This window comes from Streptomyces sp. NBC_01166, from assembly GCF_045039765.1.
Taxonomy (GTDB): Bacteria; Actinomycetota; Actinomycetes; order Streptomycetales; family Streptomycetaceae; genus Streptomyces.
On sequence record NZ_CP108613.1, the window covers coordinates 7,588,120 to 7,602,416 of the forward strand.

At 72.3% G+C, this 14,297-nt stretch carries 13 protein-coding genes and 1 tRNA gene; 7 read left to right on the plus strand and 7 right to left on the minus strand.

Features of this window, described 5'->3' with window-relative positions; translation table 11 throughout:
- Positions 1-66: 66 nt before the first annotated feature.
- The 3 genes from OG379_RS34370 to OG379_RS34380 are packed head-to-tail and all read left to right on the plus strand — an operon-like array spanning position 67 to position 4,189.
- Positions 67-1,500: an FGGY family carbohydrate kinase gene (locus tag OG379_RS34370; RefSeq protein WP_405667041.1), complete on the plus strand. Its 1,434-nt coding sequence runs from the start codon at positions 67-69 to the stop codon at positions 1,498-1,500.
- On the plus strand, positions 1,497-2,921 hold the full coding sequence (locus tag OG379_RS34375; protein WP_405667043.1) for an FAD-dependent oxidoreductase: 1,425 nt from the start codon (positions 1,497-1,499) through the stop codon (positions 2,919-2,921). The genes OG379_RS34370 and OG379_RS34375 overlap by 4 nt, the downstream gene beginning before the upstream one ends.
- Entirely contained in the window at positions 2,918-4,189 is a 1,272-nt protein-coding gene (locus OG379_RS34380) for an FAD-dependent oxidoreductase (RefSeq protein WP_405667044.1), read from the plus strand. The genes OG379_RS34375 and OG379_RS34380 overlap by 4 nt, the downstream gene beginning before the upstream one ends.
- Positions 4,190-4,207: 18 nt before the next feature.
- On the opposite strand, the gene OG379_RS34385 is transcribed toward OG379_RS34380, so the two are convergent.
- The 3 genes from OG379_RS34385 to OG379_RS34395 all read right to left on the minus strand — a co-directional run bounded on the left by OG379_RS34385 (position 4,208) and on the right by OG379_RS34395 (position 5,699).
- Positions 4,208-4,567, minus strand: a complete 360-nt coding sequence (locus OG379_RS34385; protein ID WP_405667045.1) for a hypothetical protein — start codon at positions 4,565-4,567, stop codon at positions 4,208-4,210.
- Positions 4,568-4,628: 61 nt separating this feature from the next.
- A complete protein-coding gene (locus tag OG379_RS34390; protein ID WP_356715627.1) occupies positions 4,629-5,051 on the minus strand; it encodes a DUF350 domain-containing protein in 423 nt (140 codons plus the stop codon).
- 105 nt (positions 5,052-5,156) lie between these two features.
- Positions 5,157-5,699 (minus strand): DUF309 domain-containing protein, encoded by a 543-nt coding sequence (locus OG379_RS34395; RefSeq protein ID WP_405667046.1) that lies wholly within the window; start codon positions 5,697-5,699, stop codon positions 5,157-5,159.
- A 107-nt stretch (positions 5,700-5,806) separates the two neighbouring features.
- On the opposite strand from OG379_RS34395, the gene OG379_RS34400 reads away from it, so the two are divergent.
- Together OG379_RS34400 and OG379_RS34405 are read left to right on the plus strand one after the other, a co-directional pair.
- Positions 5,807-8,461: an ATP-binding protein gene (locus OG379_RS34400; protein ID WP_405667047.1), complete on the plus strand. Its 2,655-nt coding sequence runs from the start codon at positions 5,807-5,809 to the stop codon at positions 8,459-8,461.
- A 48-nt stretch (positions 8,462-8,509) separates the two neighbouring features.
- Positions 8,510-8,583 (plus strand) — tRNA-Pro (locus tag OG379_RS34405).
- Positions 8,584-8,881: 298 nt separating this feature from the next.
- Here the strand turns inward: OG379_RS34405 and OG379_RS34410 are convergent.
- Positions 8,882-9,826 (minus strand): alpha/beta hydrolase family protein, encoded by a 945-nt coding sequence (locus OG379_RS34410; RefSeq protein ID WP_405667049.1) that lies wholly within the window; start codon positions 9,824-9,826, stop codon positions 8,882-8,884.
- 343 nt (positions 9,827-10,169) lie between these two features.
- On the opposite strand from OG379_RS34410, the gene dacB reads away from it, so the two are divergent.
- Together dacB and OG379_RS34420 are read left to right on the plus strand one after the other, a co-directional pair.
- The gene (gene dacB / locus OG379_RS34415) at positions 10,170-11,450 is read left to right on the plus strand and encodes a D-alanyl-D-alanine carboxypeptidase/D-alanyl-D-alanine-endopeptidase (protein WP_405667051.1); all 1,281 of its coding nucleotides are present in this window, start codon (positions 10,170-10,172) and stop codon (positions 11,448-11,450) included.
- Between the two features lie 153 nt (positions 11,451-11,603).
- Positions 11,604-12,134 (plus strand): GNAT family N-acetyltransferase, encoded by a 531-nt coding sequence (locus OG379_RS34420; RefSeq protein ID WP_405667053.1) that lies wholly within the window; start codon positions 11,604-11,606, stop codon positions 12,132-12,134.
- 319 nt (positions 12,135-12,453) lie between these two features.
- Here the strand turns inward: OG379_RS34420 and OG379_RS34425 are convergent, their stop codons facing one another.
- From OG379_RS34425 to OG379_RS34435, 3 genes are all read right to left on the minus strand, one after another.
- Positions 12,454-12,810 (minus strand): nuclear transport factor 2 family protein, encoded by a 357-nt coding sequence (locus OG379_RS34425; protein WP_405667055.1) that lies wholly within the window; start codon positions 12,808-12,810, stop codon positions 12,454-12,456.
- Positions 12,811-12,863: 53 nt separating this feature from the next.
- A complete protein-coding gene (locus OG379_RS34430) occupies positions 12,864-13,580 on the minus strand; it encodes a DinB family protein (protein WP_405668752.1) in 717 nt (238 codons plus the stop codon).
- 114 nt (positions 13,581-13,694) lie between these two features.
- A complete protein-coding gene (locus OG379_RS34435; RefSeq protein ID WP_405667057.1) occupies positions 13,695-14,261 on the minus strand; it encodes a type 1 glutamine amidotransferase domain-containing protein in 567 nt (188 codons plus the stop codon).
- Positions 14,262-14,297 lie beyond the last annotated feature (36 nt).

A 14,297-nucleotide genomic window follows, 5' to 3' on the forward strand; every position in this document is an offset into this window, starting at 1 on the left:
GGGCACAGGGACCAAATGATCACGATTCCGCCCGGGTCCGGGCGGCCCGCACGGTTGGAGCGTGGATTGACAGGACCGGTGCTCGCCATCGACCAGGGGACGTCCGGGACCAAGGCGCTGGTGATCTGTCCCGAGCGCGGCGTGATCGGTTCCGGTTCCGCACCCGTACGCCCGCGGTACGGCGCCGGGGGCCTCGTGGAGGCCGACCCGGCCCAGCTGATCGGGTCGGTTCTCGACGCCGGCCGGCAGGCGGTCGCGGACGCCGCCGAACCCGTGGCGGCGGTCGGCCTGGCCAACCAGGGCGAGACGGTGCTGGCCTGGGACCCCGCGACCGGCCGGCCGCTCACCGACGCCGTCGTCTGGCAGGACCGACGTGCGGAAGGGATCTGCGGCGCCCTCGCCGCACAGGGGGACGAGCTGAAGCGGCTCACCGGGCTGCCGCTCGATCCGTACTTCGCCGCACCCAAAATGGCGTGGATCCGCAGGGAACTGACCCGGGAGGGGGTCGTCACGACCAGCGACTCCTGGCTGATCCACCAGCTCACCGGAGCCTTCGTCACCGACGCGGCCACCGCGGGACGCACCCAGCTGCTCGGCCTCCACGACGTCGGCTGGTCGCCCGACGCCCTGAAGATCTTCGGACTGTCCGACGAGCGGCTGCCCACGGTCGTCGACTGCGCCGGGCCCGTCGGCACCACCACCGCGTTCGGCGGAGACGTCCCCCTGACCGGCCTCATCGTCGACCAGCAGGCCGCCCTGCTGGCACAGAACGCGCTCGAACCCGGCCAGGCCAAATGCACGTACGGCACCGGGGCGTTCCTCCTCGCCCAGACCGGCCGCCGGCCCAGCACCGGCTCCACCGGCCTGGCCAGCTGTGTCGCCTGGCGCCTCGGCGGCCGGACGGACTACTGCCTCGACGGACAGGTCTACACGGCGGCGTCGGCCGTGCGCTGGCTCACCGACCTCGGGGTGATCTCAGGAGCCGAGGACCTCGACCCGGTGGGCGCCTCGGTCGACGGCACCGGGGGAGTCACCTTCGTCCCCGCGCTCGCCGGCCTCGCCGCGCCCTGGTGGCGCAGCGACCTGCGCGGCTCCGTGACCGGCCTCGGCCTCGACACCACCGCGGGCCACCTGGTCCGCGCCCTCTGTGAGGGCATCGCCGCGCAGGTCGTCGCCCTGGCGGACGCCGTCGCCGCGGACCTGGGAGCCCCACTGACCGCGCTGCGGGTCGACGGCGGCCTGACCCGCTCCTCCCTGCTCATGCAGACCCAGGCGGACCTGCTGCAACGGCCGGTCGAGGTGTCGGCGCTGCCCGACGTGACCGCGCTCGGCGCCGGCGTGGTGGCCACGCTCGGGCTCGACCCGCGGCTGCCGCCGGGCAGCGCGACCCCGGAGTGGCGGCCCTCCGCCGTGTACGAACCACGGATCGGCCCCGCGGAGGCGGCGGAACGCCTCGCCGGATTCCGTACCGCGGTGGACAGCCTGCTGGAGCGCGCGTGACCGTCACCCTCACCACCACCGGCCCGCTGGGGTCCCCGGAGCAAAACGCGGAGGACACGTACGACGTGACCGTCGTCGGCGCGGGCGTCGTGGGCACGGCCATCGCCCGCGAACTCGCCCGCTACCGCCTGCGCACCGCACTGGTCGACGCCGCCGACGACATCGGCAACGGCACGTCCAAGGCCAACACCGCGATCCTGCACACCGGTTTCGACGCCGTCCCCGGTTCGCTCGAGGCCCGCCTCGTGCGCGAAGGACGGGATCTCCTCGCCGACTACGCCGCCGAGACCGGCATCCCGGTCGAGCGGACCGGCGCCCTCCTGGTGGCCTGGGACGAGGACCAGCTCGCCGCACTGCCCCGGCTCCGGGACAAGGCCGGGCGCAACGGCTACCACGCGTCCCGCATCATCGGCGCCGACGAACTGCGTTCCGCCGAACCGCATCTGGGGCCCGGGGCGCTCGGTGCGCTCGAGATCCCCGACGAGAGCGTCATCTGCCCCTGGACCACCCCGCTCGCCTTCGCCACCCAGGCCGTACGGGCAGGCGTCCACCTGCACCTGAACTGCCGGGTTCAGGACATCGCGAGCGACGCCGGGGGCCACACGCTCACCACCTCACGCGGCCCGCTGCGCACCCGCCACCTGGTCAACGCCGCCGGGCTGTACGCCGACGAGATCGACCGGCTCCTCGGCCACGACGTCTTCACCGTGACCCCTCGCCGAGGCCAGCTCATCGTCTTCGACAAGCTCGCCCGCGAGCTCGTCGGCCACATCCTCCTGCCGGTTCCCGGCCCGGCGGGCAAGGGCGTCCTCGTCGCGCCGACCGTCTTCGGCAACGTCCTCCTCGGCCCCACCGCCGAGGAACTCGACGACAAGACCGCCACCGGGTCCACAGCCGACGGCCTGGACCTCCTGCGCGAGAAGGGCCACCGCATCGTGCCCGCCCTCCTCGACGAGGAGGTCACCGCCGTCTACGCCGGCCTGCGCGCCGCCACCGGGCAGGAGGACTACCGCATCCAGGAGTACCCCGAACTGCGCTACGTCGCCGTGGGCGGCATCCGATCCACCGGTCTCACCGCGTCCATGGCGATCGGCCGCCACGTCATGGGCCTGCTGGCCGCCACCGGCCTGGACCCCGGCGAGCCCCGGCCGCTCCCGCCCCTCACGATGCCCAACCTCGGCGAGGCGTTCCCTCGCCCCTACCGCAACGCCGCCCTGATCGCCGGGGACCCGGCATACGGCACCCTTGTGTGCCACTGCGAACAGGTCACCCTCGGGGAGATCCGGGACGCGCTGCACTCCACGGTCCCGCCGCACTCCCTGGACGGCCTGCGGCGCCGCACACGCGCCCGTGGCGGCCGGTGCCAGGGCTTCTACTGCGGCGCCGCCGTCCGCGCCCTGTTCGAGGAGGCTCGACCGTGACCGGACACGCACGCGACATCGACGTCCTGATCATCGGCGGAGGCCCCGCAGGTCTCGCGGCCGGAGCCGAGCTCGCCGGGGTGGGAGCAGGCCGGGTGGAGATCCTGGAACGCGAGCAGGAGGCGGGCGGGATCCCCCGCCACTGCCACCACGGAGGATTCGGCGGCCGCCTCGAACGGGCCGCCCACGCCTGGGCGTCGGCCACCGGATCCGCGTACGCCCAGGGAGGGACGAGTGGGCCCGCCCACGCCCGGCGGAGCGTGGCCGCGGCCCTGGACGCGGGCGCCGAGCTGCGCACCGGAGTCACCGTCACCGGCTGGGCGGGACCCCGCACCGTGGAGACCACCGGGCCCGCAGGACTCGAGCGGATCACCGCCCGGGCCGTCGTCCTCGCCACCGGCGCCCGCGAACGGCCGCGCAGCGCCCGCCTGATCCCCGGCACCCGGCCGCCCGGCGTCTACACCACCGGCGAACTCCAGCAGGCCGTCCACCTGTACGGGCAGCGGATCGGCACCAGGGCGGTCGTCGTCGGCGACGAACCCGTCGGGCACGCGGCCGCCGCCACCCTGCGCGCCGCCGGGGTCCACGTCGTCGCCATGGTCACCGACCAGCCGCCCCGGCCGCTCCGGCTGCGCAGCGGGCACACCCCGCTGCTCACCGCCGCCACCGTCACAGGGCTCACGGGAAGGACCCGGCTCTCCGGGGTGACCCTGCGGCACGACGACGGCCGCACCACCACGCTGCGCTGCGACACCGTCGTCCTGACCGGCGACTTCGTACCCGACCACGAACTGGCCAGGCGCGGTGGCATCCTCCTCGACCCCGGCACCCGGGGACCGGCCTACGACGCCGCGTTCCGCACCTCGCGGCCGGGCGTCTTCGCCGCCGGGAACGTGCTGCACGCCGCCGAACGCGCGGAGTTCGCGGCCCAGGAAGGGCGAGCCGTGGCGGTGCCGGTGCTGCACCGCCTGGCCGGCACCGACGAACCCGCGGGCGGCTGCCGGCCCCTGGTCGTCGACGCACCCCTGCGGTGGATCGCCCCCAACGTGACGGGCCCCCACGGTGCGCGCCCGCAGGGGGACCGGTTCGTCCTGCGCACCGCGCGGCGGCTGTCGCGGCCGCTGCTCGTCGTCTCGCAGGACGGACGCGAACTCCACCGGCAGCGGCTGCTGTCGGCCGCCGTCCCGGGCAGACCGTTCCATCTGACGGCCGACTGGACCGACCACGTCGACCCGGACGGCCCGTCCGTACGGATCAGCGCGCTGTGAGGGCGGGGCGGGACCGGCTCAGGGAATGAGCAGCCAGTCGGCGCCGACGGCCGCCACCAGGCCAACTCCCAGCAGCCAGCTGCCGAGCCGGGTGCGGCCGTTCCTGCTGAGCTCGATCACCACACCGCAGAGGATGAGCGCGAGCCCGTAGACCCCGACGACCAGGACCGACGAACGGCTGGCGATCCGGAGAGCCAGGACGACGGCCATCGCCGCCATGCCCACCGAGGAGAGAACGACCCGCAGCCGCCGCGCCTGACGCGGAGTGAGTCTCCGCTCCTGCGCCGCGGCCCCCGGTATCGCCGCGGGGCTCTCACCCGGCTCGGGGTCCTGCTCTTGCCGGTGGTCCTGTTCCTGGTCCTGGTCAGAAGTGCTCATGACGCCGGATCGTAATGGCTGCGCACCGTGATGTTCGCCGGACCGGAGGATCCCGGGGTGATCAGGCGATCGACGCGGACACGATGGCGGACACCGCCAGGTTGCAGGCCGCCGTCACCCACACCGCAGGGTGCGGCTCCCGCTCCACCAGCGTGGCCCCCAGCTTTCCGGGCGTGACCAGGTCGACGACGAGGAAGGCCACCGCCATCATGATCAGACCGAGCAGCCCGAACGCGGCCGTCGAGGCGAGCCCCTTGCCGAAGTCCTCGTACGTCGTCCAGATCGACGTGAACACGATGCCGCCGATGCCCAGCAGCGCCGAGCTCAGGAGCAGCGCCGCGTTGCGGTTGCGCTCCTCCCATATCTGGCGTCCGAGCTTGCCCGGTGTCAGGGCGTCGATCAGAAATATGCCGAGAACGAGCAGTACGACGCCGAGGGCTCCGTACGCGGTGGCACGGCCGAGGCCGTTGATGATGTCGGTCATCGGGGCGTCCGTCTCCTGAGCGAGTGGTCGAAGGATGGAACGTGAACGTGACCGGCGTGATCGACACGCCGTCAAGAAGTAGCAAAACCTACCGCATTCGTGTTCTCACTCCCCGGGCCGGTCTCCCCGCCGCAACCAGGGCGCCTCCGCGGCCGCGTCCACGGCCGGAGCGCCCTCCCGGCGGCCGGTGGCCCCGTCCGCGCCCCCGGGCCCGGAGGGATCCACCCGGTCCGCCAGCTTCCGCGCCCAGCCGATCATCCCGTCCACACCGATTCCGTGCGGATCCGACGCCCGGAACCCGTCGACGGCCGCGGCACCCCGCATCAACAGCCGCGCCCCACCGGCCGTGTTGCCCCGAGCGGCATGGGTCAGCCCCACCGCCATCTGCGCGAGCCCCCGCCACAGCTCGCGCTCCGCGTCCGGCCCAGACTTCCAGGCGTCCTCGAACACCTCATGGGCATGGAACGGCATGCCCGCGTCCAGCAGCCGCTGGGCCTCGCGCACCGTCTCGTCGGGGGAGCGCACCACACCCTCGGGCTGCCGCTCCACCCCCGGAGCCCCGTAGGGCAGGGGGCGCCCCAGCCCGTCCCGGGGGCGCGCATTGCGCGCCCGCCCTTCCTCGTCGCGGTCCCTGCGAGATTCGTCCACCCCCCGATTGTGCCTCGCACCTGCGGAGAACCGCGGGAACCCTGTCCGCCCGCACCCGCGCACGACTAGGCTCTGTGCTCTTCGCAACCACCCTGGGAAGGGGAGGCATGAAGCCGTCCCGGCCGTTGTACGAGCGCGAACCGGAACTCGCCGCAGCCGCACAGGCGTTGGACGCCCTCTGCGGCGGACAAGCAGCCGGCGGCCTGCTGGTCTTCAGCGGAGAGGCCGGCATCGGCAAGACCGCGCTGCTCGGAGAGATCCAGGCCATGGCAGCCGACCGCTGCACCATCTGGTCCGCGCGCGGCGGGGAGACGGTCACCTCGGTGCCGTTCCACGTCGTACGCCAGCTGCTCCAGCCCGCGCTGGTCCGGTTCCCCGCCGACGAGACCCGCGCCCTGTTCGGCGACTGGTTCGAGATCGCGGCACCCGCACTGGGCCTGGCCGACCCCAGCGGCCCGCAGCCCGACCCGCAGGGTGTCAGGGACGGCCTCGACCACGTCGTGTCCCGGCTCGCCTCCCGCCTCAGCCACCGGCCGCTGCTCCTCATAGTGGACGACGCGCACTGGGCCGACGGCGAATCCCTCGCCTGGCTAGCCGGTTTCACCGCCCGCCTCTCCGAACTGCCGGTGCTGGTCGTCCAGGCCCACCGCCCCCAGGAGCTTGCCGACCGCGACGCCGACTGGGCCATGGCCCGCACCCAGGAGAGCAGCGCCGCGGGACACCCGGCGCTGACCCGGGTCGCGTTGCGCGCGCTCACCCCCGAGGCCACCGCCGACCTGGTGCGCGCCGGCCTGGGTGACCACGCTGACGACCCGTTCTGCCGCGAGGTCTGGGCCGTCACCGGAGGCAACCCGTACGAAGCGGTCGAACTCGTCGCCAAGGCGCAGGACCGCGAACTGGCACCGGTCGAGGAATCCGCCGGCCTCCTGCGCGAGCTCGGCGCCTCGGCCCGGGGCAGCGGGCTCGTCGCCCGCCTCGAGCGTCTGGGCACCAACGCCAACCGCTTCGCCTGGGCGGCGGCCGTGCTCGGCACCGAGATCTCCCAGGAGCTCGCCGCGACACTGGCGGGAATGAGCTCGGCGGAGGCCGCCGACTGCACGGCCCGGCTGCGGGACGCCCGAATCGTCAGCGGCTTCGACCCGCTGGAATTCGTCCACCCGCTCATCGCCACCGCCGTCTACCGTTCGATCCCTCCGGCGACCCGCACCGCCATGCACGGACGGGCGGCATGGGCGATCACCCAGGCCGGGCTCGGGGCGGCTGCGGCCTCCCGCCATCTGCTCGAAGTCCACCCGGACGACGACCAGGAGCTGGTCGCGCAGCTCCGCGAGGCAGCACGGCAGCACCTCGCCGTCGGCGCCCCGGAAGCCGCCAGGCGCTGTCTCGAACGCGCCCTGGACGAGCCGCCGCGCCCCCAGGACCGAGCGGCGCTGCTGTACGAGCTGGGCTGCGCCACACTGCTCTCCTCGCCTGCCACCACGGTCCAGCACCTGCGCGCCGCGCTCGACACGCCTGGCCTCGACGAGACGCTCCGGATCGACGCCACCTTCCGGCTCGCCTCCGCCCTCTCCCACAACAACCAGCTCAAGGACGCGGCCCTCTCGCTGGCGGCCGAGGCCTCGCGCACCGCTCCCGGCCCCGGTCTGATGCGTCTGCAGGCCGCGCACTTCCTGTGGGAGGGCATGCAGGCCACCGAGGACGACGGACCCGCACGGTCGGCCCGTCTCGCACGCAACGCGGACCACCTCAAGGGCCGCGACAACGCCGAGCGCGCCCTGCTCACCCTGCGGGCCTTCGACGCCATGCTCCGCGGCGAGAACGCCCAGCTCGTCGTCGGCTTCTGCGAGCGCGCCCTCGTCGACGGGAGGCCCGCGCGCGGGCTCGGCTGGACCGACTCCGAATGGGGCTTCGAACTCCCCACCATGGTGGGCATCACCTACGCGTTCACCGACCGGCTCGACCGGGCGGAGGCACTCTTCGGCGAAGCCGTCCGTGCCTTCGAGATCTCGGGATGGAGTGGCGCGCACCTCGCGTTCGCGCACACACTCCTGGGCCTCGTCCACCGCAGACGCGGCCGTCTCGCCGAGGCGGAGGGCTTCCTGCGCGAGGGGCTGCGCCTGGCCGACCGGGCCGGCAGCGGACTGCCCGTCCACTGGGACGCCACCTGTCTCCTCGTCGACACCCTCCTCGCCCGCGGCCGGACAGCGGAGGCGAGGCTGGTCGCCGACCGGTACGACTTCGGCCCGCCGTACCCCAGCGCGATGGTCCTGCCGGACGCCCCGTGCGTACGCGGACGGCTGCTGCTGGCCGAAGGGCGCACGGAGGAGGCCGTGGCCGAGCTGGAGTCCGCGGGAGCGGCACTGGAGCCACGAGGCCGCTTCAACGGCGTCTGGGCGCCCTGGGCCTGGGATCTCGCCCGGGCCCTGGCCGACACGGACCCGGCCCGGGCCGCGCAGCTGGCCACCCGGGCGCGCGTCCACGCGGAACGCTTCGGCACGGACACGGCGATCGGTGAGGCCCTGCGCTGTGTGGCCCTGTTCGCGCCGGAGGAGGAGGCCACCCACCTGCTGGCCGAGGCCGTACGCCACCTCGAGGCGTCCTCATCGGCGTACGAGCACGCCGTGGCCCGCTTCGAGTACGGCACCGCGATCCGCTCCCGGCAGGAGCTCGCCCGGGCCGAGAAGCTCGCCACTGCCTGCGGCGCCGAAGGGCTGGCGGCCCGCGCGCAGCAGGTAGGGGCGTCGATACGGTCCTCGGAGTGAGGTAATGTTTGTCCTGCGCGGTCACCCGGAAGCCCGGGGGAATCGCAGCGGGACGTGGCGCAGCTTGGTAGCGCACTTGACTGGGGGTCAAGGGGTCGCAGGTTCAAATCCTGTCGTCCCGACTGGAGACAGTCGTAGGTGAGGGCCGGTTTCGGAGCAATCCGAAACCGGCCCTCACCCATTCCCGGGGCCAGTTGGGTACCGGTGAGGCCATCGGCCGGCGGTCGACGCCCCACCGGCGGACGTCCTGTCCGGGCAGGCGCCGCGCCATGGTGCTGGACGAAGCGGACTACGGCGGGCAAGCGCGGGCGGCGGCGGAAGTTCTCCTCGATCATGCTCTGCGGGGAACGCGCTGACGAGGAAGAAGCCGCACAGGCTCGTGCCGCAGCGGCCGTGGACGGCCGGAGGCGGCGAGCCCGCTCATCGGGCCGTTCCGGTGTGATCCGCCAGCCAGCAGGCCAGTCTTTCGTGATACCCGGGCGCTAGGCGGGTCGAGTCCCGCACCTGCAAGCGGTGGTCGGCGCCGGGAAACACTTCAACCGTCAGCGTCGCCCGGGGAGAGCGGGCCGGATGACAGGCGGCGGCGGCGAACGCGTGGACGCTGTCGGCGACCGGCACCGCCCTGTCCGCCCCGCCGAAGAACGCCAGATGCGGGCAGCGCAGCCCGACGAGATCCGCGGTCGGGTCATGGTCCTGTTTGCGTTTGAGGAAGGACCAGAGGTGTTCGTCCACGCCGGACCAGTAGTAAGCCAGCCCCGACGGGCCACCCGCTGCGTCGACGAGCTGTGCCGCCGTCAGGAAGTCGGCGTCGCGTCGGCCTGCGTCGGTCAGCCGGTCGAACAGGGCCAGGGTGCTGTCGATATCCGGATGCCCCTCACCGTGCAGCTCCAGCAGGTGGTTGGCCAGCGCGAAGCGTTCCTGTACGGCCGGGCTCGTTCCCGGGCAGCTGTTGGTGACCACCCACGGCAGGCCGTCCCGCGCCGTAGAAGCGCGCAGAGCGAGCCAGCCGCCTTCGCTGTGGCCGAAAAGCCCTGCTGCTCCGGGCCGAATCCCAGGTTGGGCGCGGAGGAAGTCCAGCGCGGCGGTGGCGTCAGCGGCCAGATCGTCCATGGTTGCGGCGCGCCAGTCGCCGGTTGACCGGCCGACACCCCGTTTGTCGTACGACAACACGGCGAATCCGGCAGTCATCAACCGCTGCCGAAGTGGTGGGAAGTACCCGCCGTTGTCCCTGTCGGACGGCCCGGACCCGCCGACCAGGACGATGCCCGCGCCGGTGCGTCTGTCCTGCCCCGGCACTCCCAGGGAGCCGGAGAGCTTCACCGCCCCCTGGGCGAACATGACGTCACGTACGCGCGCGGTCTCCATGACACCAGTCTCGTAGTTCGGCTCCCGCGCGTGGCGTTTCGCTCGGTCCGGGCCCACCGGGCGCCGGCGAACAGCGGTCTCGGAGCGGGCTGGTGCCCGCGCCCGGTGACGGCGCCATCAGCCCGGACAGCGGACCCGCCACTGAAATGGTCTCCACACCGTCACCGAATCTGCACAGCGAGCGGCTCGGTGCCGCCCCTGTGAACGCGGTGACTGCCACTAGGTTTATTTGCATTCCTGTTGCCCCTACTCGTCATATGTGTGACGTGGAGACCCTGTGATACCCAGTTCTGACGCCGCGCCCGTATCTTCCACCGGAGGCCGTCATCGAAAGGTCCAGCCCGTGAACAGAGCCGTCCGCCGGACGCTCGTCGCCGCGGTTCTCACCCCGGTCGCCGGCGCGGTCATGGCCGGTCAGTCCGCCTTCGCCGCCGACCAGCCGGCGGCGAGCAAGGAAAGCGTCAGCAGACTCGACTCCACCGACCAGAAGCTCGTGGACAACCTCGATGCCCGGTCCCAGGACAAGAACATCGGCACCACCTTCAGCGGAGTGGTGCTGGACGCCGAGTCCGACGAGGTGATCTGGGGCCACGACGCGAAGACGGCGCTGATGCCGGCGTCCAACACCAAGCTCGCCACCGCGACCGGCGCCCTGACCCTGCTCGGCCCCGACCACAAGTTCACGACCAAGGTGGTCTACGGCGACGGCACACTCACCCTGGTCGGTGGGGGCGACCGCACTCTGACGACCGCCGATCTCACCGAGCTCGCCAAGAGCGCGGCAGCGGGTCTCAAGAACGCAGGCCTCGGCACGGTGAAGGTCCGGATCGACGACAGTCTCTTCGCGGCGCCGACGCTCGCCGAAGGCTGGAACAGCAGCTACTACGACGACCAGATCGCTCCCGTGCGCGCCCTGGTGGTGGACGGGAAGCTCGTCCAGGACACCGCCATCGATGCGGGGAACGTCTTCGCCGCGCAACTCGCCGAACAGGGCATCGGCGTCACGGGGGACGTGACCCGCGGCCAGGCCGCTTCGACGGACTTCCCCGTGGCCGAGCACCGGTCGGCGGAGCTGTCCGTGATCGTCAAGCAGATGCTCAAGACCAGTGACAACGATATCGCCGAGACGCTGCTGCGGGCGACCGGACTCGCCTCCGGCCGAGCGGCCACGTACGAGGGCGGCACTGCGGCCGTGCGTGACGTCCTCACCGGCTGGTACGGGATCTCGGTGTCCAACTTCGAGATCCACGACGGCAGCGGGCTGTCCCGCTCCAACCGCATCACGGCCCAGACCGTCGCCGAGATCCTCGATCTCACCACCGACCCCCGGCACACCAAGCTGAAGTCCATCTCCGAAGGCCTGCCGGTCGCCGGTGAGGCGGGCAGCACACTCGGTCCCGAGTGGGGCCGGTTCGACACCGCCAACTCCGAGTGTGCGGTGGGCAAGGTCAGCGGCAAGACCGGCACCCTGACTGGGGCCACCGCCCTGAGCGGGCTCACACAGGGCAAGGACGGCCGCTGGAAGATCTTCTCCTTCATCGAGAACAACTCCACCGCGGACGGCGCCGCCATCAAGGACTCCCTGGACGGCCTCGCCGCCACCGTGAACGGCTGCTGGGCCTGATCCCCTGACACGGGACACACCTGGAAGTGTCCTGCGAACCTCTGTGACGGAAGCTGCTGGAGCTTCCGGTACCCGCGATCGCAGAGCACTTCCAGGTGTGTGCCCCGGGGAAAACCCGGTGGCCCCCGCGAACCACCTGAGTAGGGTGGGGCGATGCCCGAGCTGAAGCGGCTGCACGTCAGTCACGCCCCGGCGGTCCTGGCCTTCGAGTCGGCGAACCGCGCCTACTTCGCCGCAGCGGTCCCCGACCGCGGCGACGACTTCTTCGCCCGGTTCGACGAGAGGTACCACGCCTTGCTGGCCGAGCAGGAGTCGGGAGTCTGCGCCTTCCACGTGCTCGTCGCCGAGGACGGCTCGGTGATCGGCAGGTTCAACCTGGTCGACATCGAGGACCACGCCGCGGAGCTGGGCTACCGGGTCGCTCAGCACGTCACCGGCCGCGGCGTGGCGACCGCGACGGTCCGGGAGGTGTGCCGCCTCGCGGCGGCCGACCACGGGCTGCGCACCGTGCGGGCGGCCACGACGCATCGGAACGTCGCGTCCCGGAAGGTGCTGACCGGAGCCGGCTTCGTCCCCGTCGGCCCCGCCGATCCGGCCCACATCGGCGGTGAGCCGGGCACCTGGTACGAGCGTGACCTGATCGCTCCTGCCCCTACGCCGCGTCCCGGCCCGGCGGAAGCGTGAAGGCGTGGACGCGCTGCGCGGCACATCCCTGGCAGGTGCCGATGGGCCGGGGGACGAGGTGTCCGTCGGTCCGGACGAGGATGTTGCGGGGTCGCGCAGCCGCACCGGGTCGGTCCGCTCACGGGCCGTCACCGGTACGCGGTCGGGAGAGAGAGCACTGCGGCGATCTCCACCAGCTGCCCCTTGAGCCACGCCGCGCTTCCGGAGACATCGGGAGAAATCGGGCGCGCGGTCATCGGCCGTGCCGGAGAGGGGGTGCCCCCTCCGGAGAGATCGACGCATGCTCGACAAAGCCCGGGCGACCGCCCCGGCAGGCCGGTCAGAAGCCGTTGAAGAAGCCGTACAGACGACTGATCCGGCCGCCCTCGAAGAACGCCACGTCATATCCGCTCACCGCCGCCGCCCCACCCGTCGGGCCGACCTCCCACGAGAAGTGGACGGCGTCGTGGTGGGTCAGCACCGCGCCGTGGGTGAAGAGCATCCCGCCGAAGTTCTTCTGGGAATCGCTGATGTACGTGTCGAGCGCCGCTGTGCCGTCGGCTTCGACCATCGGATCGACGTAGACGCCGTCCGGGGTGAAGACCTCGTCGAGCATGGCCCGCCGCGCCCGGTCGTCCGACTCGTTCCAGACCGCGATGTACTTCTCGACCAGTTCCGTAACCGCACTGTTGTCCATGGATCACGACCCTATCGGCGGGCCCCGCGACAGGTGGCGTTCCGGTCAACCGGCTACCGGGGACCGGTGAACCGGGCCCTGTGGAGGTCGCGGAGCACCGCGATCTCGGCCATGTGGTGGATGAATTCGAGGTTGGCACCCGCCAGAACGCTGACGAAGGGGTCGTCGGGATCGGAGCCGTACGGATACTGCGAGAGGCCGACCGTGTCGAGCTGCTCGTCGGTGAGGGCGGCGACGCTCTCGCGCCAGCGGTCGATCAGCGCCCAGAACCGTTCGAGCGCGAGCCCGGCGGAGGGGGTGAAGTCGACCAGCAGCTTCGGCTCCTCGCGGGCGCCGAAGGTCCACTCCCATTGGCCCGCCAGGCACGAGTGCAGATGGCCCAGCCGCCACGCGATGGTGGTGACCGGCGTCTCGTCGGGCTCCGGCGCTCCGGTGTGTGCGAGGACCTGCTCGACCCGCTCGACGCTCACGCTCCAGTCATCGGCGATCCTGGAGACGGTCATGCCGCCGGCGGCCTGCCGGGCGACCTCGGCGTACTCGTTGGCCGGGATGTCAGGGGCGCCCTTGTCGAGCACCCACTCACCCGGCCCGTACGCCCGGGGAGTCCTGGCCTGGCCCCGGGGCCGGACCGACCAGCAGCCGGCCACCGGCTCCCACAGGTACTCCTCGTCACCGAGCCCTGTCAGCCGCACCTGGGCCATCTCCCTGGCCTGGTCGAACTGGGTGAGCAGCAGGCCCAGCCGGTCGGTCCGCGCGCCCTCGGTCTCCACGTCCGGTCCCCTCGCCGTCATGTCCCGCAGCACACCGGGCTCAGGCGGAAGTTAACGGCTCGTCCCGCGGGGCGCCACCGAATTCCCGTCCACGAAGCCGGGCGCCGTCCGCAGTCAGGGGCGCGCCGCGAGTGCCGTGCGGATCTCCCCTACGAAGGGGTCGAGGTCGCCCGGGTTGCGTGAGGTGATCAGTGTCCAGCCGCCGGAACCGTCCGTCACCACCGGCTCGTCCGTCCACTCGCCGCCCGCGTTGCGGATGTCGGTCCGCAGCGACGCGTAGGAGGTCAGACGCTTGCCCGTGACGACGTCCGCCTCGACCAAGGCCCAGGGGCCGTGGCAGATGGCCGCGACTGGGCGGCCGGAGTCCGTGAAGGAACGGACGATCCCGGTCGTGGCGCTCTGGAGCCGGAGCGTGTCGGCGTTCAGGGTGCCACCCGGGATGAGCAGCAGGTCGTAGGCCGTGGGATCGACGTCGTCCAGCGTGAGGTCGGGACGGACGCTCTTTCCCGGGTCCTTGTCACCGACCAGCGTGGCGATGTCGTCCGCCGAGACGGCCGCGACGTCGACGTGGACCCCCGCACCGCGGAGTCGGTCGACGGGCACCACCAGCTCGTCCTGTTCCACTCCGTAGTTGGTGACCACGGCCAGTACCTTGCGCTGCTTCTTGCCGTTGTCGGTCATCGGTTGTCACCTTTCCTGCGTGCGGTCCACCCGGTT

Coding starts and splice junctions, on each gene's coding strand:
- OG379_RS34420 (WP_405667053.1), top strand. CDS start 11,604: ATGCCCGAGCTGAAGCGGCTGCACGTCAGTCACGCCCCGGCGGTCCTG.
- OG379_RS34390 (WP_356715627.1), bottom strand. CDS start 5,051: ATGACCGACATCATCAACGGCCTCGGCCGTGCCACCGCGTACGGAGCC.
- OG379_RS34410 (WP_405667049.1), bottom strand. CDS start 9,826: ATGGAGACCGCGCGCGTACGTGACGTCATGTTCGCCCAGGGGGCGGTG.
- OG379_RS34435 (WP_405667057.1), bottom strand. CDS start 14,261: ATGACCGACAACGGCAAGAAGCAGCGCAAGGTACTGGCCGTGGTCACC.
- OG379_RS34385 (WP_405667045.1), bottom strand. CDS start 4,567: ATGAGCACTTCTGACCAGGACCAGGAACAGGACCACCGGCAAGAGCAG.
- OG379_RS34425 (WP_405667055.1), bottom strand. CDS start 12,810: ATGGACAACAGTGCGGTTACGGAACTGGTCGAGAAGTACATCGCGGTC.
- OG379_RS34400 (WP_405667047.1), top strand. CDS start 5,807: ATGAAGCCGTCCCGGCCGTTGTACGAGCGCGAACCGGAACTCGCCGCA.